Genomic DNA, 20,303 nt, shown 5'->3' with positions numbered 1-20,303 from the left:
CCCCCGGTCGCGACACGACTCGGGCCACCGCGTCCCCGCGGTGGCCCGAGTCGTGTCAGGTACGACACCTCAGTGGGCGTCGACCAGTTCCCGGCCCGCGTCCTGACGGGCCTGCTGCCGGGAGGCGCGCAGTGCGGCGATGCCGATGAAGACCATGGAGACCACACCGGCGAGGGCGAAGGCCGTGAAGCCCCAGTCGCCCTTGTCCGCGGCGAGCAACTGGCCGCCCAGCCAGGGCCCGAAGACGGCGCCGAAGCGTCCCATGCCGGAGGTCCAGCCGACCGCGGTGGCCCGGTTGGCGGGCGGCGTGGCGATGGAGACGGTCGCGTAGATCATGGTCTGGGCGCTGTTGAGGAAGACGCCGGTGAGGAAGACGACCACGAAGGTCAGTGCCAGCGGCATGTGGACGCTGAGCAGGAAGACCCCGGCGGCGGTCAGCGCGAACCAGAGCGAGGAGACGCGCGGGGCGCCGAAGCGGTCGGAGGCGCGTCCGGCGACCAGCATGCCGACGATGCCGCCGAGGTTGAACAGCACCACGAAGGTGAGCGCGGAGCCCAGTTCGTAGCCCTCGCCGCGCATCAGGGTGGGCAGCCAGGTGGCGACGCCGTAGACGAGGAGCAGGCCGCCGAAGGAGGCGATCCAGTAGAGCAGGGTCTGCGTCCACTGGCCGCCGCGGAAGAGGCTGGCGAGGGCGGCCCAGCGGTCGGTGGCGGGCTTGCCGGTGGGGGCGGGGGGCGCCTGGACGCCGTAGCGGCTGGCGAGTTCGGCGGCTTCGGTGGTGCGGCCCTGGGCGGCGAGGAAGCTCAGCGACTCGGGCAGGAACTTCAGCAGGACGCCCGCGAACAGCAGCGGCAGCACGCAGATCCAGAAGGCGGCGCGCCAGCCGAGCGGTTCCACGACCCACAGGGCGATGTAGGCGGAGAGGATGCCGCCCGCGTGGTGGGCGGTCATCAGCATGCCGATGGTGAGGGCGCCCCGGCCGCGCGGGGCGTAGTCGGAGACCATGCTGATCGCGGTCGGCAGCAGTCCGCCGAGACCGACACCGGCGAGGGTGCGGCCCGTTCCGAACACCTCGACGCTCCCGGCGACCGCGCACAGCGCGGAGGCGAGCGAGAACAGCGCCACGCAGGCGACCATCAGCTTCTTGCGGCCTACGCGGTCGGCGACGGTGCCCGCGGTGAGGGCACCGACCAGCATGCCGAAGGTGGCGTAGCTGCCGAGGTCACCGGCCTGGTCCGGGGTGATGCCGAGGGCCTTCTCGGCCAGCATGTGGGGCAGCACCGAGCCGTAGATGAACATGTCGAGGCCGTCGAAGAGCACGGCGAGCCAGCACAGGCCCACGACGAGCAGACCGAGTCTGCCGCCGCGTGCGGACAGGGAGGGGGAGGAGGACATCGTCGTTTTCCTCTCGTCCAGGAGGAGTCACCTGGAGGGGACGTGAGATGCGGGCCCCGCGCGGCTCGCGCGGCCTGGCCCGGTGGTGCGCACGACGCTAAGGAGCACCCGGCTGAGTGTCAACGTTTTTGTCAACAATCTCATCCGGGAGCGACTCCCCTGGTCAGGCCACCGGTGGCGTCCCGTGCGTGTGGAAGGACTCGATGGTCTTCAGCCCCCACGCCTGGCCCTTGGCCCGCTCGGCCTCGGTCCAGGTGATCAGCGGCCAGTCCGGGGCCAGCACCAGCCGGGTGAGCGGGTTGCACAGCTCGACGCGGTTGCCGCCCGGTTCGTAGACGTAGAGGAAGAACGTCTGCTGGATGGCGTGCTTGTGCGGGCCCGTCTCGATGAACACGCCGGTGTCGATGGCGAGGTCGGCGGCGCGCAGGATGTCCTCGCGGGTGTCGGTGGCGAAGGCGATGTGGTGCAGCCTGCCGGAGGCGCCGGTCCAGTCCGAGGTGTAGACGACGTCGTACGACTTGTCGGTGAAGGTCAGCCAGCGGGCCGCGATCCGGCCGGTGTCGAGCCGGATCTGCTCGGTGGGCCGGGCGCCCAGCACCCGTTGCTGGAACTCGGCGTTGGCGACGACGTCGGAGGCGAGGAAGTTGACGTGGTCGAGGCGCCGGACGCCGACGCCCCGGTTGGGCTTGGCCTGGGGCTGGTTCTTCAGCGCGGGCCGCAACTCCTCGGGGGCCTCGTAGTGTTCGCTCTCCCAGTACAGGGCGTGCTCGTGGCCGTCGGGGTCGGTGGTGACGTACAGCCTGCCGAGGCCCGGTTCGTCCTCCGTCCAGTGGCCGGTGCCGCCCGCCGCCTCGATCGCCTTGACACGGCGCCGGAGGGCCTCCTCGCTGGAGGTGCGCAGGGCGAGGCGGCCGAGGCCGGGGGTGTCGCGGGCGGTGAGGACCAGGCTGTGGTGCTCGTAGTCGTCGAAGGTGCGCAGGTAGACGGTGTCGCCGTCCTGGCCGTTGACGGTGAGGCCCAGGTAGTCGGTGCAGAAGGCGACGCTGGCGTCCAGGTCCGGGGTGAACAGCTGGGCGTGCCCGAGGTGGGCGATGTCGCCGAGCGGAGGGGTCATCGGTGACCTCCGGGGGAGGGTGCGGGCGGGGGTGCCGTCTCGGCGGACCGGGGGAAGACGGTGCCGTCGAAGATCTTGCGGGCCGTACGGACCACGGCGGTACGGCGGGCGGACGGGAGGCCGTCGGCGCCGGTGCCGACGCCGCTGACGATGTCCAGGAATCCCGTGGGATGTTCGATGCGGACGCGGTCGTCGCCGGGGGTGACCCGGGCGATCCCCGCGCCCACACCGCCGTCGATCCGCAGCCCCGCGGCCACGCTCGCGGCGCCGAGCACGCCGATGGAGGTGTGGCAGCGGACCGGGATGAAGGTGCGGGTGGTGACCGCGCCGCCGTCGCGGGGCGGGGCGAGGAGGGTGAGCTTGGGGACGGTCGTGTCCGTCACGTCGCCCAGGCCCATCCGGCGTCCGGCCAGCAGCCGTATCTCCCGCAGCCGTGCGGCGAGGGAGCGGTCCTCCTCCAGGTCCCGTGGCGTCTCGTAGCCGGTGACCGCGAGGTCGGACGCGGCGATCAGCACGGTGGGCATGCCGTTGTCGACGCAGGTCACGGGGGTGCCGTGCAGGTCGTCGCGGGCGTTGCCGGTGGGCAGCAGGGGTCCGGTGCCGGGCGGGAACTCGATCACCACGGGCGCCGCCGTGCCCGGCACCCCGGAGATCTCGGCGTCCCCGGTGTAGTCGACCCGGCCGCCGGGGGTGGGGAAGGTCGCGGTGGCCAGGTCACCGGAGTTGACCATCCGGACGCGTACGGAGGTCAGCTCGTCGTCCGCGGGGACGAGTCCGCGCTCCACCGCGAAGGGGCCGACGCCCGCGAGGAGGTTGCCGCAGTTCTGACGGTCTGTCACCTCGGCCCGGTCGACGGCGACCTGGAGGAACAGGTAGTCGACGTCGGCGCGCGGATCGGTGGACGGTGACACCACGGCCACCTTGCTGGTGAGCGGGTGCGCGCCGCCGAGGCCGTCGATCTGCCGGGCGTCCGGGCTGCCCATGATCCGCAGCAGCAGCTCGTCCCGGGCGGCCGGGTCGGCGGGCAGGTCGCCCGCGAGGAAGTAGGCCCCCTTGGAGGTGCCGCCGCGCATCAGCAGACAGGGCACACCTCCGGGCTGCCCGTTCACGGCCGCTCCCCCGCGCTGTACTCGTCGTACGTGCGGTACTCGACGCCGAGCCGCTTGAGCGTGCCGCGCAGGCCGTAGCGGTCCAGGCCCAGTTCGCCGTCCAGGAAGGCGGCCCGCGCCCCGGCCTCCTTGGCCTCCCGGGCCTCGGACCGCTCGGCCGTCTCCCGGGCGCGTTCGCGCGGTACGACCACCACGCCGTCGTCGTCGGCGAGGATGACGTCGCCGGGCCTGATCACCTGTCCGTCGACGGCGACCGGCACATTGACCGAGCCACCGGTCGCCTTCACCGTGCCCTGCGCGGACACGGCACGGGACCACGCCGGGAAGCCCATCTCGCGCAGCTCCTGGGTGTCGCGGATCCCGGCGTTGATCACCAGACCGCGCACGCCGCGCCGCTTCAGGGCGGTGGCGAACAGTTCACCGAACATGCCGTCGGTGGACGGGGAGGTGGTGGTGACGACCAGGACGTCCCCCTCACCGCACTGCTCGACGGCGGCGTGGATCATGAGGTTGTCGCCGGGCCAGCTGAGCACGGTGACGGCGGTGCCCGCGATCCGTACGCCCTGCTGGACGGGGCGGACGCCGGGGCCGAGCAGTCCGGTGCGCCCCATCGCCTCGCTGACCGTGGCGACCCCGAAGGCGGCCAGCGCCTCGACGTCCTCGGCCGCCGCCTTGGGCGGGTTGGTGACGATCACGCCGCTCATGCCAGCTCCTTCGCGATCTGCGGGTAGGGGCGCATGTAGGCCTCGGCCAGGGTCCTGTGCGGCAGTCCGAGGTTCGGGCCCGCGTTGCGCTTGAGCTGGACGCCGCGGCGGACGGCGAGGTCGGTGTAGTAGTCCCACAGGTGCCGCTGGGCACCCAGGCACTCCATGGCCGTGCGCTTGGTCTCCCAGACCTCGGTGATGTCGAGCAGCACCTCGGGCCGGAAGCCGCTCATCTCGGGCTGGTGCGGTTCGAAGTAGAAGACGGGCGGGGCGCCGATGATCTCGCCGGGGCCCGGGTAGCCGATGGCCTGGGCGAGCACCCGGGCCTCCAGCGCCATGCGGTGGGCGGCCGGGTGGTCGCCGTTGTAGGGGTCCTCGGCGGGGTGGGTGAGGACGACGTCCGGCTGGGTGTCGCGGTAGACCTCGACGAGCCTGTCCGTCAGCTCGGGGGTGGCGAGCAGCGGGTAGTCACCGGCGTCGAAGAAGCGGACCTCGGCGCCGAGGGTGGCGGCGGCGCGCTCGGCCTCGTCGCGGCGGATCGCCTTGATCTCGTCGAGCTTCCTCCCTTCGCGCCACGCCTTCGCGGACTCGCCGCGCTCGCCGAAGGTCAGGCAGGCGATGGTGACCTTCTCCCCGCGGGCGGCGGCCAGGGCGATCGCGCCGCCCGCCCGCCACACGAAGTCGCCCGCGTGCGCGGTGACGACCAGGGTGGACCGGGGTGGGGTGGCGGGCGGATTGCCGTGCGTCATGCTCAGTCTCCTTGGTGGACAGGGGTGCCGCCCGCCTCACCCAGGCCGCCGCGGACCGGTGTCAGTCGCGCAGCGCCTCGATCACGCTGGTGAGATGGGCGCGGACGGCCGCCTCGGCCGCCTGCGGGTCCCTGGCCCGGATCGTCTCGATCATGGTCAGGTGCTCGTTCAGGGATTGCTGGGGGCGTCCCGGCCGCAGCGCCAGCTGGAAGCGGTGGCGCACCAGTTGGGCGTTGAGCCGCTCCAGGAGTTCCAGGGCCGTGTGCTGGCCGGAGATCTCCCGGATCCGGGTGTGCAGCCGGTGGTTGAGGTCGGAGTAGGTCAACGGTTCACCGTCGGCCACCGCCTTGCTCATCGCCGTGCCCAGCTCGGTGAGTTCGGCCAGTTGCCCGTCGCTGGCGGCGACGGCGGCCTTCGCGGCGCACAGCCCTTCCAGGGCCATCCGGCACTCGGTGATCTCGACCGCCTCCTCCACGGTCACCACCCGTACGCGTGAGCCGCGGTTGCGGATGCGCTCGACCAGGCCCTGTGCCTCCAGGTCGATCAACGCGGCCCGGATGCTGGCCCGTGTCACACCGAACTGCTCGGCGAGTTCGTTCTCCACCAGCCGCTGTGCCGGTGCCATCTCGCCGTGCAGGATCGCCTGCCGCAGCCGCGCGAGCGCGTGCTGCTTGGCCTGCTCTCCGGTGCTCGGTCCACGGGCTTCCTTCGGCATGTGCCCTCCCTGAGTGAGTGCCTGTCGAACGTAAATCTAGCCAAACAAGATTGTCAACAATTTTGTTCAGGTGATTGGCGCGGTTGCTGTACCGGCTGCTGTACCGGCTGCTGTACCGGTTACCGGCGCGGTTACTGGCGCGGCTATGGCGCGGTCACTGGCTCCGGTAGAGCGAGGTGGCCAGTTCCAGGGCCGCCTGTGTCGCCGGGTGCGGGTCGTCGCGCCACCAGGCGAGCCGCACCGCCACCGGCTCGGCGTCGCGCACCGGGCGGTAGACGACCCCCGGGCGCCGGTACTGGTTGGCGGTGGACTCGGCGGTCATGCCCACGCAGCGGCCGGTGGCGATCACGGTGAGCCAGTCGTCCACGTCATGGGTCTCCCGGGTCGCCGGACGGGACTCCGCGGGCCACAGCTCCGGGGTGGTGGTGCCGGTGCGCCGGTCGACCAGGAGGGTACGGCCGCCGAGGTCGGCGAGCCGGACCGAGCGGCGGCGGGCCAGCGGATCGTCGGCGGCCAGCGCGCACATCCGGCGCTCCAGGCCGACGATGGCCGAGTCCAGCCGCCGGTCGTCGAGGTCCCGGCGCACCACGGCCATGTCACACATCCCCTCCAGCAGCCCGGCCGTCGGCGAGTTGACCCGCACGAGGTGCAGCTCGGTCGCCGGGCGCAGCTCGCCCCAGCGGCGCTGGAAGGGCAGGGTGTGGCGGCCGAGGGCGGCCCAGGCGTACCCGATCCGCAGTTGGGTCCGGCCCGAGGTGGCCGCCCGCACCAGGTCGTCCGCCTCCGCGAGCACCCGCCGGGCCTGCGCGACGACCCGCAGCCCGGTCGCGGTCGGGGTCACCTCGCGCGAGGTGCGCCGCAACAGCCGTACGCCCACGGCCCGTTCCAGCGCCGCCAGGGTCCGGGAGACGGCGGCCTGGGAGACGCCGAGGGCGTGGGCGGCGTCGGTGAAGGTGCCCTCGTCGACGATGGCGACGAGACAGCGCAGGTGCCGCAGCTCGATATCCATGACCAGAGCGTATAGACAGGGTGCCGGATGCATTTTGCGCAAGCGCGCGGCGCCCCCACGATCGGCGTATGCGAGCAGCCACCGCGCCCCCGGTCCCCGGCACCGTCCCGGCACCGGCACGGCAGTCGAAGCAGTGGACCGCCGTCGCCACCATGACCGGCAGTGGTCTGTCGAACCAGGTCGGCGCGGCGGTCGGGTCCCTGGCGTTCCCGGTGCTCGGGCCCGTCGGGGTCGTCGCGGTGCGGCAGTACGTGGCCGCCGCCGTGCTGCTGGCCGTCGGGCGGCCCCGGCTGCGGGAGTTCACCCGGCGGCAGTGGTGGCCGGTCGGGCTGCTCGCGGTGGTCTTCGGCACCATGAACCTGAGCCTGTACAGCGCCATCGACCGGATCGGCCTGGGCCTCGCGGTGACCCTGGAGTTCCTCGGCCCGCTGGCCCTGGCGCTGACCGCGGCGCGGCGCCGGGTGGACGCCTGCTGTGCGACGGTCGCCGCGGCGGGGGTCGTCGTCCTGATGCGCCCGCAGCCCTCGACCGACTACGTCGGCATGGGCCTGGGTCTGCTGGCCGCCGCCTGCTGGGCGTCGTACATCCTGCTCAACCGCACCGTGGGCCACCGCATACCCGGGGCGCAGGGTTCGGCCGCCGCCGCGCTGCTGTCGGCGCTGATGTTCCTGCCGGTCGGCGTCCTGGTCGCCGTCCGTCATCCGCCCACCCCGGGTGCCCTGGCGTGCGCCGTCGCCGCGGGCGTGCTCGCCTCGGCGGTGCCCTACCTCGCGGACCTGCTGACCCTGCGCCGGGTTCCCGCCCAGACCTTCGGCCTCTTCATGAGCGTGAACCCGGTCCTCGCGGCGCTGGTCGGCTGGGTGCTCCTCGGGCAGGCGCTGGGCGGGCTGGAGTGGGGGGCGGTCGGCGCGGTGGTGGCGGCCAACGCGGTCAGCATGGTGACGCGGCGGGGCTGACGGCCTCGACACTGTGTCCGGGAGGCGGCGCCGATCCGTCACACTCTGTCGGCGCCGCGGCCCCGTTCCCGCTGGCTAGGGTCGGCCCATGGACCACAGCTTCGCCCTGCGCATCCCCGACCTCGCCCTCACGCCCGAGCCCCTCGATCCGGCGCAGATCGTCTCCGGGACGCCCGAGGTGACCGGGAAGGTGGTGTGGGAGTCGGCGGACGGGCGGCAGGTGCGCGGGGTCTGGCAGATCACGCCGGGGGTGGTGACCGACACCGAGGCGGACGAGCTGTTCGTGGTGGTGAGCGGGTCGGCGACGATCGAGGTCGAGGGCGGGCCGACACTGACGGTGGGGCCCGGGGACCTGGTGGTGCTGCGCGAGGGCGACCGTACGACGTGGACGGTGCACGAGACGCTGCGCAAGGCGTACGCGATCAACCTGTGACGCCGGGCGCGGCCGTCGTGCCCCGCACCCGAAGCTCGGGTCCGCACAGGTGGACCTCGCCCGCTCCCCCGGCTCCGGCGAGGCGGGCCAGCAGGCGGTGGGCGGCGCGGCGGCCGACCTCGTGGGCGGCGTTGTCGACGGTGGTGAGCCAGACGTGCCGGAGCCGGGCGAGACTGGTGTCGTCGTAGCCGACCACGGAGACGTCGCGCGGCGCCCGCAGTCCGAGTTCCTCCACCGCCGACAACGCGCCCACCGCCGCCATGTCGTTGACGGCGAACACCGCCGTGGGCCGGTCGGGGCGGCCGAGCAGCCGGACGGCGGCGCGGTGGCCGCCCTCCTCGGTCATGTCGCCCGGCTCGATCCGCACGGCGTCCGCCAGGCCGTGCCGCCGCATCGTCGCCTCGAAGCCGCGCCGCCGCAGCTCACCGACGGCGCCGTACCCCGCGATGTGCGCGATCCGGCGGTGCCCGAGGCCGATGAGGTGCTCGGTGGCCAGCCGGGCGCCCCGGTCGTCGTCGCCCGCGACCACGTCCACGCCCGGCGGCACCGGTTCACGGGCGCCCGCGACGACGACCGGGACGCGTTCGGCGACCGTGCCGAGCCCGGCCGGGTCGGGCAGCGTGCCGACCACCACCAGACCGTCAACCCGCAGGTCGAGGAAAGGGCCGGTGAGGTCCTGACCGGTGCGGCGGTTGAGGCGGGCGTCGGCCAGCAGCATGTGCAGACCGCGTTCGTGGAGCAGGGAGTTCAGGCCGTCCAGGAGGTCGACGAACCACGGGTTGCGCAGGTCGTTGAGGAGGACGCCGACCGTGCGGGAGCGCTGTTCGCTCAGGGAGCGGGCCGCCGTGTTGGGCCGGTAGCCCAGTTCGCGAATCGCCCGCAGCACCGCCTCGCGTTTCTCGGGGCGCACCGGGCCGGAGCCGCGCAGCACCAGGGAGACCAGCGACTTGGAGACACCGGCGTGTTCGGCGACGTCGCGGATGGTCGGCTGTCTCATGGTTGGACCGTTCCAGACCGTCGGTTCGCTTGTCAAAGGCCGGGGAATGGTTGACAGCCTCGGCCTTCGTCCCCAGGGTGGGGCGGGACGGGAGATGGACCGGTCCAAAAAGGGGTCCAAACGGATCCAGAAGAGGGGCTGTCATGGTGGAAACGCTCGGTGTCGCCGTCGTGGGGTTCGGCTGGATGGGCCGGGTGCACACCCAGGCGTACGCCCGGCTCCCCCACCACTATCCGCAGCTCGCCCTGCGTCCGGAGCTGGTGGCCGTCGCCGAGGAGGTGCCCGGACGGGCCGAACAGGCCGCCGGGCAGTACGGGTTCGCCACGGCGACCCGCGACTGGCGGGAGGTGGCCGCCGACCCGCGGGTGCGGGCGGTCAGCATCACCGCGCCGAACTTCCTGCACCGTGAGATCGGCGTGGCGATGGCCGAGGCGGGCAAGCACCTCTGGATCGAGAAGCCGGTCGGCCTGACCGCCGAGGACGCCCGCGCGGTCGCCGACGCCGTCACCAAGGCCGGGGTCCAGGGCACGGTCGGCTTCAACTACCGGGGCGCCCCCGCCGTGGAGACCGCCCGCGAGCTGATCGCCGCCGGGGAGATCGGCACCGTCACGCATGTCCGCGTCCGGCTGTTCAGCGACTACGCCGCCCATCCCGAGGGGGCGCTGACCTGGCGCTACGAGCGGGAGCGCGGCGGCAGCGGGGTGCTGGGCGACCTCGCCTCGCACGGCGCCGACCTCGCCCGGTTCCTGCTCGGCGAGATCGCCGCGCTCACCGCGGACACGGCGGTGTTCGTCCCCGAGCGGGCCCGCCCCACCGGCGCCACGGCGGGCCACTCCCGCGTAAGCGGCGGTGAGCTGGGCCCGGTGGAGAACGAGGACTACGTCTCCTGCCTGCTGCGCTTCGCCTCCGGCGCCCGGGGCGTCCTGGAGGCCTGCCGGGTCTCGGTCGGCGAGCAGAACAACTACGGCTTCGAGGTGCACGGCACCAAGGGCGCGGTCTTCTGGGACTTCCGTCGGATGAACGAGTTGGGCGTCAGCCGCGGCACGGCCTACCAGGACCAGCCCGTCAGCACCGTGTACGTCGGCCCGGGGCACGGCGAGTTCGGCGCGTTCCAGCCGGGCGCGGCCAACGCGATGGGCTACGACGACCTGAAGGTGATCGAGGCCCACCGCTTCCTGCGCTCGATCGCCGAGGGCGTCCCGCACGGGGCCACGCTCACCGACGCGGTGCGCAGCGCGGCCGTACTGGACGCGATGGCGCGGTCCGTGGCGAGCGGGGCGTGGGTCAGCCCGGAGTCGGCGTAGGCATGTTGTACGGCGTCACCACCTGGATCGGGGACGGCAGCACGGGCCCGGCGGGCGGCAGCGCGCCGTGCGCCCGCATCACCAGGTGGCAGGCCTCGCGCAGATCGCGGCGCAGGTCGTGGTGGAGGACGGCGGAGAGCCGGTGCTCGCGCAGCAGCCGGGTGTTGTCGTGGTCGAGGTCGTGGGCGATGAACACGGCGCACGCGCGGCCGAGGTCGGCGAAGGCGCGCAGGGTGGCGATGTTGCCGCCGCCGATCGAGTAGACGGCGCGGATCTCCGGATCGCGCTCCAGGGCGGCGCGGGCCAGGTCGTACTGGGTGGCGTCCAGGCCCTGTCCCTCGGCGATCTCGACCAGGGTGCGGTCGGGGTGGTGGGCGCGCATGGCGCTGCGGAACCCCATCTCCCGCTCCTCCTCGTTGCGGAAGAAGCCGCTGCTGAGGCTGGTGAGGACATGGCCGGGGCGGTCGCCGAGCCACTGGCCCATCAGGTAGGCGGCGGTCGTGCCCGCGGCCCGGTCGTCGATGCCGACGTAGCCGAGCCGGGCGCTGGCGGGCAGATCGGTGACCAGGGTGATCACCGGGACCCCCGCGGCGACCAGCCGTCCGACGGCCGCGGTGACCTCGGGGACGTCGGGCGCCTTGAGGACGACGCCCTGGGAGCCGCGCCGGGCGATCCGGTCGAGGGTGCCGATCAGCTCGTCCACCGGGCCGGTCTCACGGAAGTGGAAGCGGGAGCGTACGACGGCCGGGTGCAGCGCGGGCAGTTCGGCCTCCAGCGCGGCGCGTACGGCGGTGGAGAACCGCTCCGGCGCCTGCATCACGATGTCGATCATGAACGTGCGGCCGGTCAGCCGGACCTGGGTGCGCTGCCGGTCCAGATCCGCGATGGCCCGGCGCACCTCCCGCGCGGTGCTCTCGCGCACCCCGCCGCGGCCGTTGAGCACCCGGTCGACGGTGGCCTCGCTCAGCCCGGCCTGACGTGCGATCTCCCGGATCGGGAAGGGGTGGCCCATGCGTCGGCTCCCTGGACGGTTCCTGAGGGGTTTTTGATGGCTTCCTGCTGGTTGTTCGAGGGGTTTGTACTGACAAGAATGACAGAGCCGCGTCGCTCCGTGACCAGAGAGGACGACGATGTCCGTGCCCTCCCTACGCCCCGCCTCGCACTTCTCCGCGCGGGACTGCGACCTGGACGCCTTCCGCGCGCTGGTCGAGCAGCCGACCGACCCCGCCGACCATCCGCACGCCTCGGCGATCGAACGGGGCGTGCCCGTCTACGACGCGGACCGGCTGGACGGCCACGAGGCCGAGCTGGTGCACGCGCTCGCGGACGGCCCCGGCGTGCTCGTCGTGCGGGGCGCGTTCCCGGACCCGGCGGTGGTCGACCGGGCCACGGCCGTGTTCGAGGCGCTGATCGCCGAGCAGCGTGCCTCGGGCGCGGTCGCCGGGGACCACTTCGCCGCGCCGGGCGCCAACGACCGGGTGTGGAACGCCCTGGAGAAGGCGGCCCGGCACGACCCCGAGGCGTTCGCCGACTACTACGCCAACGACGTGCTCGCACGGGTGGCCACCGCCTGGCTCGGCCCCGGCTACCAGGTCACCTCCCAGCTCAACGTGGTCCACCCGGGCGGCGCCGCCCAGCAGCCGCACCGCGACTACCACCTGGGTTTCCTCTCCGACGCATCGGCCGCCGCCTACCCGGCGCACGTGCACCGCCTCTCCCCGGTGCTCACGCTCCAGGGCGCGGTCGCGCACTGCGACATGCCGGTGGAGTCGGGGCCGACGATGTTCCTGCCGCACTCGCAGAAGTACGGGCCCGGCTATCTGGCCTGGCGGCTCCCGGAGTTCCGGACGTACTTCGAGGACCGCCGGGTGCAACTCCCGCTCGCCAAGGGCGACGCCGCCTTCTTCAACCCCGCCCTGTTCCACGCGGCGGGCGCCAACCGCTCCACGGACGTGCGGCGCATGGCCAACCTGTTGCAGGTGTCCTCCGCCTTCGGGCGGGCCATGGAGACGGTCGACCGGGAGGCCGTGGTCAACGCGGTCTATCCGGTGCTGCTCAGGCGGCGGGCCGAGGGCTTCGGCGAACGGTGGCTGGAGAACGTGATCGCGGCGAGCGCCGAGGGCTACCCCTTCCCGACCGACCTCGACCGTGACCCGCCGGTCGACGGGCTGGCCCCGCCGTCCCAGGCGGACCTGGTGCGGCGGGCGCTGCGCGAGGAGTGGAGCGCGGAGGCGCTGCGGGACGGGCTGCGGGCCGCCGCCGCGCGGCGCGAGAGCGGAAGGGAACGCGGGTAGGACATGGGACAGGGCATGGGACTTCTGGACGACAAGGTGGTCCTCGTCAACGGGGGCAGCCAGGGCGTGGGCGCGGCCGTCGCGCGGGCGGCGGTCCGAGCGGGGGCGGTGGTGGCGGTGAGCGGCCGTCGCCCCGGGCCGGGCGAGGCGCTGGTGGCGGAGCTGACCGCCGACGGTGGCGAGGCGGTGTACGTGCGCGCCGATCTGGCGGACGCCGAGCAGGCCAAGGAGTCGGTACGGCAGGTCGTGGCCGCGTACGGCCGCATCGACTGTCTGGTCAACTCCGCGGGTCTGACCTCGCGGGGCACGCTGCTGGACACCACACCCGAGCTGTTCGACCAGCACATCGCCGTGAACCTCCGGGGGCCGTTCTTCGCCATGCAGGCCGCCGTCGCCGACATGGTGGGGCGCGGGGCGCCCGGCACGATCGTCAACGTCATCACGTCCTCGGCGCACGGCGGACAGCCGTTCCTCGCCCCTTACGTCGCCGCGAAGGCGGGCCTGGCCGGGCTCACGCGCAACGCCGCGCACGCCCACCGCTGGGACCGGATCCGTGTCAACGGGCTGAACATCGGCTGGACGGCGACCGAGGGCGAGGACGCCACCCAGCGCGCCTTCCACGGCGCCGGGGACGACTGGCGCGAGCAGGCCGCCGCCCGGCTGCCGATGGGCAGGCTCGGCGACCCCGACGAGATCGCCGACTTCGTGGTCCTGCTGCTGTCCGAGCGCTCCGGCGTGGTCACCGGCTCGGTGATCGACTGGGACCAGAACGTCCTGGGCGGCCTCGACTGACCCTCGCCCCTCCCCCTCCCCCTCCCCCGCACCCCCGCCCGCACCCGCACAGTTCAAGGAGCACCGTCCCCATGCGTATCGGAATCCTCGGCCTCGGCCGGATCGGCGCCTTCCACGCCGAGACCCTGTCCCAACTCGACGCGGTCGACTCGCTCGTCGTCTCCGACCCGGTCACCGACGCCGCGAAGCGCGCCGCGGAGCGGTTCGGGGCGCAGGTCGCGGACTCCCCGGAGGCCGTGCTGGCCGCCGGGGTGGACGGCGTCGTGGTGGCCGCGGCGACGGACGCGCATCCCGCGCTGATCCTCGCCGCCGTCGAGGCGGGCGTGCCGGTGTTCTGTGAGAAGCCGGTGGCCCGCACCATGCCGGAGGGGGTGGCGGTGCTGAAGGCCGTCGAGGGCGTGGACGTGCCGGTGCAGATCGGGTTCAACCGGCGCTTCGACGCCGGGTTCGTCGCCGCCCGGGCCGCCGTGCACTCCGGGGAGCTGGGCCCGCTGCACACCGTGCGGTCGACCACGCTGGACCCGGCGCCGCCCCCGGCCGCGTACGTCGCCGCCTCCGGGGGCATCTTCCGGGACTGCTCGGTGCACGACTTCGACATCATCCGCTGGGTGACGGGCCGTGAGGTGACCGAGGTGTACGCGGCGGGCGGCAACCGGGGCGCCGACTACATCCGGGAGGCGGGTGACGCGGACACCACGGGCGCGGTGCTCACCCTGGACGACGGCACGCTGGCGGTGGTGTCCAACAGCCGCCACAACGGCCGGGGGTACGACGTCCGGATGGAGTTGCACGGCTTCGCCGACTCCATCGCGGTGGGCCTGGAGGACAAGCTGCCCCTGCGCTCGGTGGAGCCCGGCGTGAGCTTCCCCGCGGGCGTCCCGCACGACTTCTTCATGGACCGCTTCACCGCCGCCTACCGCGCCGAACTCACCGCGTTCACCGAGGTCGTCGCGGGCACCCTGCCCTCCCCGTGCACGGTCGCGGACGCCCTGGAGGCGGGCTGGATCGCGGAGGCGTGCACGCTGTCGCTGCGCGAGCACCGGCCGGTGCGGGTCGACGAGGTGCGGGTCGGCTGACCCGCCCTTCAGTGGTGGAAGCCCGGCTGCCGCGCCACATGGGCCGCCGGGCCCCGCGACAGCCGGTCCACGGCCGCGCGGATGTCGTCGGCGAGCAGCGCTACCTTGTCGTAGCCGATGCCGTGCCGGACCAGGACGCGCTGGACGACGGTGTCCTCGCGCCCGGCGGGCAGCGGGTACGTGGGCACCTGCCAGCCCCGGCGGCGCAACTGGTCGGAGAGGTCGTACAGGGTGAAGGGCGTGGCGGTGGGGTCGGTGAGGGTCCAGCAGACGGCGGGCAGGGCGGTGTGGCCGTCGTGCAGGACGGTGAAGGGGCCCAGGGCGGTGAGGCGTTCGGCGAGCATCCGCGCGCTCGCGGCGCAGGCGCCGTGGATCTTGGAGTAGCCCTCGCGGCCCAGCCGCAGCAGGTTGTAGTACTGGGCGACGACCTCGCCGCCGGGGCGGGAGAAGTTCAGCGCGAAGGTGGGCAGGTCGCCGCCGAGGTAGTCGACGTGGAAGACCAGGTCGTCCGGGAGCACGTCGGCCGACCGCCACACCGCCCAGCCGACGCCGAGCGGGGCCATGCCGTACTTGTGTCCCGAGGCGTTGATCGACGCCACCCTCGGCAGCCGGAAGTCCCAGACCAGGTCGGGCTGGAGGAAGGGGGCGACGAAGCCGCCGCTGGCGGCGTCGACGTGCAGCGGGATGTCGAGGCCGGTGTCGGCCTGGACGCGGTCGAGTTCGGCGGCGAGGTCGGCGACGGGTTCGTAGCCGCAGGTGAAGGTGACGCCGAGGATGGCGACGACGCCGATGGTGTTCTCGTCGACGTGGTCGCGCAGTTGGTGGGGGCGCAGGCCCAGGGCGTCCTCCTCCAGCGGGACCTGGCGGAGTTCGACGTCGAAGTAGCGGGCGAACTTCTCCCAGCAGACCTGGACGGGTCCGGTGACCAGGTTGGGCCGTTCGGCGGGCTTGCCCGCGGCCCGTTGGCGCTCGCGCCAGCGCCATTTCAGGGCGAGCCCGCCGAGCATGCCCGCCTCGCTGGAGCCGGTGGTCGAGCAGCCGACGGCGCCGCCGTCGGCGGGGGCGTTCCAGAGGTCGGCGAGCATATGGACGCAGCGGTTCTCGATCCGGGCGGTCTGTGGGTACTCGTCCTTGTCGATCATGTTCTTGTCGAGGCACTCGTCCATCAGCTGGTGCACCTCGGGCTCCGCCCAGGTGGTGCAGAACGTCGCCAGGTTCTGCGAGGCGTTGCCGTCCAGGGTCAGCTCGTCGTGGATGAGGGCGCGCACCGCGCGGGCGTCGGACACGCCGTCGGGGACCCGGTTCTTCGGCAGGGTCCGCTCGCTGACGGGGAGGGTGTAGACGTCGTCGAAGGGGCCCGGCGCCGGGCGGTTCGTCTGGTGCAGGGCCATGGCATCGCTTCCACGCGTCGGGGGCCGTCGCTGGCGGAGGGCCACAGGCGCGAACACCCGAGCGGCACAGGTGGGGGACAGCGACGCTCACCCCGGCCTCCCTCCCTTCCGCACCCTGGCACGCCGGGCGCGGGGCCGCCGCCCGGGCGCGTCCGTCCGGGGCGCGGTCAGCCGCCGCGCGCGACGCCCGGCGCGGGGACGGTGATCGCCGTGACGCGGTAGTGCCCGCACGGGGCCTCGCAGTTGGTGGCGTAGGTCAGGACCAGGTGACCCGGCGGGGCCGGTTGCTCCGGGTGGGCCTCGACGGCGTAGGTGTAGGTGCCCGGGTGGCGCGGGGTGGTGGCGACCGTGCGCGGGGCGGACCAGGGGCCGTAAGGGGTGGGGGCGTCATAGGAGATCACCTCGTCCGACCACAGGTCGAGCCGTTTGGAGTAGAGGCGGTAGCCGTCGTGGAGGCGTACGACGCTCAGGACGGTGCCGAGTCGGAGGCCGGTGCCGAGCCGGGTGCCGAGGTACGCCCAGGCGGCGGGGTCGGCCAGGCGGCGGGCGGGCACCCGGGCGACCTCGACGGCCTTGCCGATGCGGCCGGGCACCGGGTAGGAGCCGTACACGTAGGTGGTGCCGTCCCCGGTGGTGTGGAGCTGGCTCCACAGCGCGCCGGACGGGCGGCGGGGCAGGGCGGTGCGGCCGAGCGGGGTCAGGCCGGGGAGGCGGTAGGTCAGCACGTCGGTGTGGTGCTGGCGCAGGTCGGCCACGCCCCGGCAGGGGTCGGCGCAGCTGAAGTCCATGGCGAGGATCCGCAGCCGGTCGCCGGTGCGGCTCGCCTGGCCCGGCCAGTACCAGTGGCCGGGTGTGCGGTGCGGGGCGAAGGTGCCCGGCAGGCGGTGGACGCGGCCGTCGGGGTGCTGGACGGCGGCGGTGTTGTGGTCGAGGCCGCCGTCCGGTCGCAGGGTGTCCCCGAACAGCCACAGCACCCTGCCGTCGCCCAGTGCCACCGAGGAGCCGACGTCCGCGCGGTGGGTGGCGAGGAACGCGTCCAGCCCTTGGGTGGCGGGCGCGCGGTCACCGGTGACGGCGAGGGTGAGCAGGCACAGGGACAGCAGTGCGGACCAGACGGCGGCCATGGGCCCTCCCTCCTTCATGCGGTGGTCAAGCGCACGCTAGGAGGGGGGTGTTGGGCCGCCGCAAACCCGGGATAAAGCCGGGGCGGGTCCGGGTCAGGTCGTCGCGGGGATGACTCCGGCCGCCTGGAGGCGGGACGGGTCGGCGCGCAGGATGGCGTCCTGGGCCTGGCGCAGGCAGGGGCCGGGTTCGACGCCCAGTTCCTCTCTGATCACGCGGCGGGCGTGGTGGTAGACGCCCAGGGCGTCGCCCTGGCGGCCCGCCCGGTACAGGGCGGCCATCAGCTGGCGGTAGAAGGGCTCGCGCAGCGGGTGCTGGACGAGCAGGCCCTTGAGTTCCTCGATGACCTCGTGGTGACGGCCGAGGGCCAGCGCCGCGTCGATGCTGAGTTCGGTGCAGTTCAGCCGTTTCTCGTCCTGGACCGCGGTGAACGAGGCGATGGCCAGGGAGCCCGGTACGCCGTCGAGGACGGGGCCGTGCCACAGGGCCAGGGCCCGCCGGAAGTGTTCGAAGGCCTGGCGGAAATCAGCCGCCAAGTAGCGCTCCCGGCCACGGGCGTAGAGCGTTTCGAATTCCTGGAAATCTGTCAGTGCGCCGCTCACGTCCAGAATGTATCCGGGCGATGTCGTGACGATCGGCGTGGTACCGCGGGGTCCGCACAGGAGTTTCCGCAACTGGGAGACGTAGACACGGAGGCTGGCGAACGCGCAGCGCGGCGGTCCTTGGTCCCACAGTTCGGCGACGAGTTTCTCGCCGGGTACCGTCTCTCCCGCCCTGACCAGCAGGAGGGCGAGGAGTTTGGCCAGTTTCGGCGCCTCGGGCGTGAGGTCGAGCCCGCCGCGGGACACCTTCAGCCGTCCCAGCAGTTCATAGCGCAGTGGCTGGTCGGCCGGTTCAGAGGACAGGGACACAGCAACCCCCCGAATGCGTCACGCGCATTCAACTAAAAAGTCCGGTTCCCCCGTCCGTCCCTAGGTCCAGGGACGCCTATTACTCGACAGTATCACTGCTTTTCGGGAAGCCTATGTCAGCGGGTTCCGGGATGCCAGCCCTTCCCCGTTACGCGGTCATTAAAGGGAAGGGAACTGGCCCGGGGCCGGAATCAGCCGTCCGGTTTCTTGGACGGGGAGTAAATCCGGCGCTCAATTAACACCGCTCAGCCCGGTCCGCCGCTGGGGCGGGCCGGGCTGCCGGGGTGGAGGGGTGTGCGGCAAGACGGGTGGCCGCCGGTCAGGCCGCCAGGGTGCGGCCCGCGCCGAGTGTGGTGCCGAGCCAGGAGAAGAGACGGTCGTGGTACAGGCGCATGGCGCCCGAGTGGCAGTGCGCCCCGCCGCCCTCGTCGGCGGTGAAGACGTACAGCGTCTTGGGTGAGTTCAGGCCCGTGTACACCTTCTTCGCGTGTTCGAGCCCGGCGAAGAACATGTCCTCCTCCGCGTCGAGGACGAGCACGGGACAGCGGACCTGCCCGATCACGTCGGCCAGCCCGAACGCGGGCAGCGTGCGCAGCAGTTCGGCGGGGGTGGCGCAGCCGAAGGTCCACAGCGCCTGGCGCAGCAGCCAGCGGGTGAAGGTCTGCTGGGCGGCGATCCCCCACATCACCGGGTTGGCGAACTCGTCGCAGCCCTGCTCCACCCACTCGAGCACGAACGGCGGCAGGGCCACCACGTCGCCGAGCTGCCAGACCGCGTCATGGGCCACGCATCCGGCCAGCCGGTGCTCGTACGCCGCCGCCCGCAGCGCCAGCAGTCCGCCGAGGCTGGTGCCGACCAGGGTCAGCCGGGCGGGGTCCACGCCGGGCAGGCCGAGCGCGAAGTCCACGACCGGGGTGACCACCCGCTCCCAGTCGGGCCGGAAGACCAGGCCCTGTTCGCGCAGTACGGCGCCCTGGCCGGGACCTTCGAAGCACAGGCAGTTGTAGCCGCGGGCCAGTGCGGCGGCGGCGACGAAGAACCAGCCCTCCTCGAGGGTGGAGTCGATGCCGCCGTGGTGGATGACGGTCGGCCGGGGTTCGTCGGAGTCGTCCACCCGGTAGTAGTAGCCGGGCAGTTCGGTGTCCTCGTAGGGGATGTGCACGAACCGCGGTGGCCGGTCCATGAGTTCGGCGGCGACGGCGAAGGTCTCCCTGGACAAGCGCATCAGCCGGAGCGCCTCGGTGTCGCGCGGGTCGTCGCGCTGGAAGAACTCGGCGGTGCGGTAGTAGTTGTGGGCCCGCAGCAGGGCGGCGCGGGCGTCCACGGTGCGGCCCTCGTCCAGGGCCGTGGTGCCGAGGCCGTGGACGCGTTCGGCGAGGCCGGTCCACGCGTGCCGCCAGCTGTCGGTGTCGCCGCCCGGGATGCGGGAGGCGACGGCGACGACCTCGCCGAGCTGCGCACCGCCGTAGTCGGCGTAACCGGCGGTGCGCAGGGCCTGGTAGTCGAAGGCGGGGTCGTCGAAGAGGAATTTCATGGCTGCGGCTCCTCGGGTGGTGGCGGGTTCTCCGGTGCCGTGCCGGGGGTCGGCCCGGCACGGTGCGCGCGGGTGCCGTTCAGGAAGGTGTCCACGATCGTCTCGGCGAACGCCGCCGACTCCACGGGGCGCTGCCGCAGGATCAGGCGTGCCGCCATCGGGCCGGTGAGGATCTCCACAGCGTCGTCCAGGTCGAGGTCGGCGCGGAGTTCGCCGCTGTCGACGCCGTCCCGCAGGGCGCCGACCAGGGCCTCGCGGCGGGCGGCGACGACGGTCTCCTCGAAGCGCTCGACCAGGTGCGGGCGGCGCACGGCCTCGCTGAGCAGGCCGCCCATCAGCCGGTGCAGGGGGGTGTCCTGACCCCGGTGGCGCAGTTGGTCCACCAGGGTCACCAGCCGCTGCCGCAGGCTCAGTCCGGCCAGCGGCGGCACGGGCAGGTCCAGGGCGCTCAGCGCGGCGAGGACCAGTTCCTCCTTGTTGCGCCAGCGGCGGTAGATGGTGGCGCGCGCGACCCCCGCCCGCTGGGCGACCAGGTCCATGGACAGGTCGCCGAAGGCGCAGCCCTCGCCGAGCAGGGCCAGGGTGCTGTCCAGGATGGCCCGGTCGGCGGCCGGGTCCCGCTGCCGACCGCCCCGGGAGGCGCGCGGCTGGGCGGCGGACGGCGGTGGGTCGAGGTGGGCGGGCATACGGGGTCGGAC

General features: G+C 73.1%; 20 protein-coding genes. 6 read left to right on the top strand and 14 right to left on the bottom strand.

The features are described 5' to 3' along the window. Positions 1 to 69: 69 nt before the first annotated feature. The 7 genes from ACFVQG_RS07200 to ACFVQG_RS07170 all read right to left on the bottom strand — a co-directional run bounded on the left by ACFVQG_RS07200 (position 70) and on the right by ACFVQG_RS07170 (position 6,795). Positions 70 to 1,395 (bottom strand): MFS transporter, encoded by a 1,326-nt coding sequence (locus ACFVQG_RS07200; RefSeq protein ID WP_383377755.1) that lies wholly within the window; start codon positions 1,393 to 1,395, stop codon positions 70 to 72. A 163-nt stretch (positions 1,396 to 1,558) separates the two neighbouring features. After that, positions 1,559 to 2,509 carry a VOC family protein gene (locus ACFVQG_RS07195; protein ID WP_383377753.1) on the bottom strand — a complete coding sequence of 317 codons (951 nt, stop codon included), beginning with the start codon at positions 2,507 to 2,509 and terminating at the stop codon, positions 1,559 to 1,561. Further along, the gene (locus ACFVQG_RS07190) at positions 2,506 to 3,618 is read right to left on the bottom strand and encodes a 4-oxalomesaconate tautomerase (protein ID WP_383377751.1); all 1,113 of its coding nucleotides are present in this window, start codon (positions 3,616 to 3,618) and stop codon (positions 2,506 to 2,508) included. Before ACFVQG_RS07190 ends, ACFVQG_RS07195 begins: the two co-directional genes overlap by 4 nt. Beyond that, complete coding sequence (locus tag ACFVQG_RS07185) at positions 3,615 to 4,322, bottom strand: 4-carboxy-4-hydroxy-2-oxoadipate aldolase/oxaloacetate decarboxylase (protein ID WP_383377749.1); 708 nt, start codon at positions 4,320 to 4,322, stop codon at positions 3,615 to 3,617. The genes ACFVQG_RS07190 and ACFVQG_RS07185 overlap by 4 nt, the downstream gene beginning before the upstream one ends. Further along, a complete protein-coding gene (locus tag ACFVQG_RS07180; protein WP_383377747.1) occupies positions 4,319 to 5,071 on the bottom strand; it encodes a PIG-L deacetylase family protein in 753 nt (250 codons plus the stop codon). Before ACFVQG_RS07180 ends, ACFVQG_RS07185 begins: the two co-directional genes overlap by 4 nt. Positions 5,072 to 5,132: 61 nt before the next feature. Further along, complete coding sequence (locus ACFVQG_RS07175) at positions 5,133 to 5,786, bottom strand: GntR family transcriptional regulator (RefSeq protein ID WP_383377745.1); 654 nt, start codon at positions 5,784 to 5,786, stop codon at positions 5,133 to 5,135. Positions 5,787 to 5,940: 154 nt separating this feature from the next. Then, complete coding sequence (locus tag ACFVQG_RS07170; RefSeq protein WP_383377743.1) at positions 5,941 to 6,795, bottom strand: LysR family transcriptional regulator; 855 nt, start codon at positions 6,793 to 6,795, stop codon at positions 5,941 to 5,943. Positions 6,796 to 6,863: 68 nt separating this feature from the next. Between ACFVQG_RS07170 and ACFVQG_RS07165 the strand changes: the two genes are divergently transcribed. Further along, positions 6,864 to 7,751, top strand: coding sequence for a DMT family transporter (locus ACFVQG_RS07165; RefSeq protein ID WP_383377741.1), 888 nt, complete (start codon positions 6,864 to 6,866; stop codon positions 7,749 to 7,751). Between the two features lie 88 nt (positions 7,752 to 7,839). Next, entirely contained in the window at positions 7,840 to 8,184 is a 345-nt protein-coding gene (locus ACFVQG_RS07160) for a cupin domain-containing protein (RefSeq protein WP_383377739.1), read from the top strand. Here ACFVQG_RS07160 and ACFVQG_RS07155 read toward each other — a convergent pair. After that, entirely contained in the window at positions 8,174 to 9,181 is a 1,008-nt protein-coding gene (locus tag ACFVQG_RS07155; RefSeq protein ID WP_383377737.1) for a LacI family DNA-binding transcriptional regulator, read from the bottom strand. The genes ACFVQG_RS07160 and ACFVQG_RS07155 overlap by 11 nt on opposite strands. 143 nt (positions 9,182 to 9,324) lie before the next feature. Between ACFVQG_RS07155 and ACFVQG_RS07150 the strand changes: the two genes are divergently transcribed. Next, positions 9,325 to 10,485 (top strand): Gfo/Idh/MocA family protein, encoded by a 1,161-nt coding sequence (locus ACFVQG_RS07150; RefSeq protein ID WP_383377735.1) that lies wholly within the window; start codon positions 9,325 to 9,327, stop codon positions 10,483 to 10,485. Here the strand turns inward: ACFVQG_RS07150 and ACFVQG_RS07145 are convergent. Then, the gene (locus ACFVQG_RS07145; protein ID WP_383377733.1) at positions 10,466 to 11,497 is read right to left on the bottom strand and encodes a LacI family DNA-binding transcriptional regulator; all 1,032 of its coding nucleotides are present in this window, start codon (positions 11,495 to 11,497) and stop codon (positions 10,466 to 10,468) included. The two genes, ACFVQG_RS07150 and ACFVQG_RS07145, sit on opposite strands and share 20 nt — an antisense overlap. Before the next feature lie 118 nt (positions 11,498 to 11,615). Here ACFVQG_RS07145 and ACFVQG_RS07140 point away from each other — a divergent pair, with 118 nt between their 5' ends. From ACFVQG_RS07140 to ACFVQG_RS07130, 3 genes are all read left to right on the top strand, one after another. After that, positions 11,616 to 12,779, top strand: coding sequence for a phytanoyl-CoA dioxygenase family protein (locus tag ACFVQG_RS07140; RefSeq protein ID WP_383377731.1), 1,164 nt, complete (start codon positions 11,616 to 11,618; stop codon positions 12,777 to 12,779). 15 nt (positions 12,780 to 12,794) lie between these two features. After that, positions 12,795 to 13,571 carry an SDR family oxidoreductase gene (locus tag ACFVQG_RS07135; RefSeq protein ID WP_383377729.1) on the top strand — a complete coding sequence of 259 codons (777 nt, stop codon included), beginning with the start codon at positions 12,795 to 12,797 and terminating at the stop codon, positions 13,569 to 13,571. A 71-nt stretch (positions 13,572 to 13,642) separates the two neighbouring features. Beyond that, positions 13,643 to 14,647, top strand: coding sequence for a Gfo/Idh/MocA family oxidoreductase (locus ACFVQG_RS07130; protein ID WP_383377727.1), 1,005 nt, complete (start codon positions 13,643 to 13,645; stop codon positions 14,645 to 14,647). 8 nt (positions 14,648 to 14,655) lie between these two features. Here ACFVQG_RS07130 and ACFVQG_RS07125 read toward each other — a convergent pair whose 3' ends face one another. From ACFVQG_RS07125 to ACFVQG_RS07105, 5 genes are all read right to left on the bottom strand, one after another. Continuing rightward, positions 14,656 to 16,038 carry a glutamate decarboxylase gene (locus ACFVQG_RS07125; protein WP_383377725.1) on the bottom strand — a complete coding sequence of 461 codons (1,383 nt, stop codon included), beginning with the start codon at positions 16,036 to 16,038 and terminating at the stop codon, positions 14,656 to 14,658. Positions 16,039 to 16,205: 167 nt separating this feature from the next. Beyond that, complete coding sequence (locus ACFVQG_RS07120; RefSeq protein ID WP_383377723.1) at positions 16,206 to 17,162, bottom strand: hypothetical protein; 957 nt, start codon at positions 17,160 to 17,162, stop codon at positions 16,206 to 16,208. A 93-nt stretch (positions 17,163 to 17,255) separates the two neighbouring features. Beyond that, on the bottom strand, positions 17,256 to 18,071 hold the full coding sequence (locus tag ACFVQG_RS07115) for a BTAD domain-containing putative transcriptional regulator (protein ID WP_383377721.1): 816 nt from the start codon (positions 18,069 to 18,071) through the stop codon (positions 17,256 to 17,258). 319 nt (positions 18,072 to 18,390) lie between these two features. Further along, positions 18,391 to 19,605: an alpha/beta hydrolase family protein gene (locus ACFVQG_RS07110; RefSeq protein WP_383377719.1), complete on the bottom strand. Its 1,215-nt coding sequence runs from the start codon at positions 19,603 to 19,605 to the stop codon at positions 18,391 to 18,393. Then, complete coding sequence (locus tag ACFVQG_RS07105) at positions 19,602 to 20,291, bottom strand: TetR/AcrR family transcriptional regulator (RefSeq protein WP_383377717.1); 690 nt, start codon at positions 20,289 to 20,291, stop codon at positions 19,602 to 19,604. The genes ACFVQG_RS07110 and ACFVQG_RS07105 overlap by 4 nt, the downstream gene beginning before the upstream one ends. Positions 20,292 to 20,303: the final 12 nt, after the last annotated feature.

Origin of the sequence: Streptomyces sp. NPDC057877 (genome assembly GCF_042796855.1) — a bacterium.
Classification (GTDB): Bacteria; Actinomycetota; Actinomycetes; order Streptomycetales; family Streptomycetaceae; genus Streptomyces.
The sequence above is the reverse complement of the archived record's forward strand: the minus strand, read 5'-3'. Positions and strand labels throughout refer to the sequence as shown.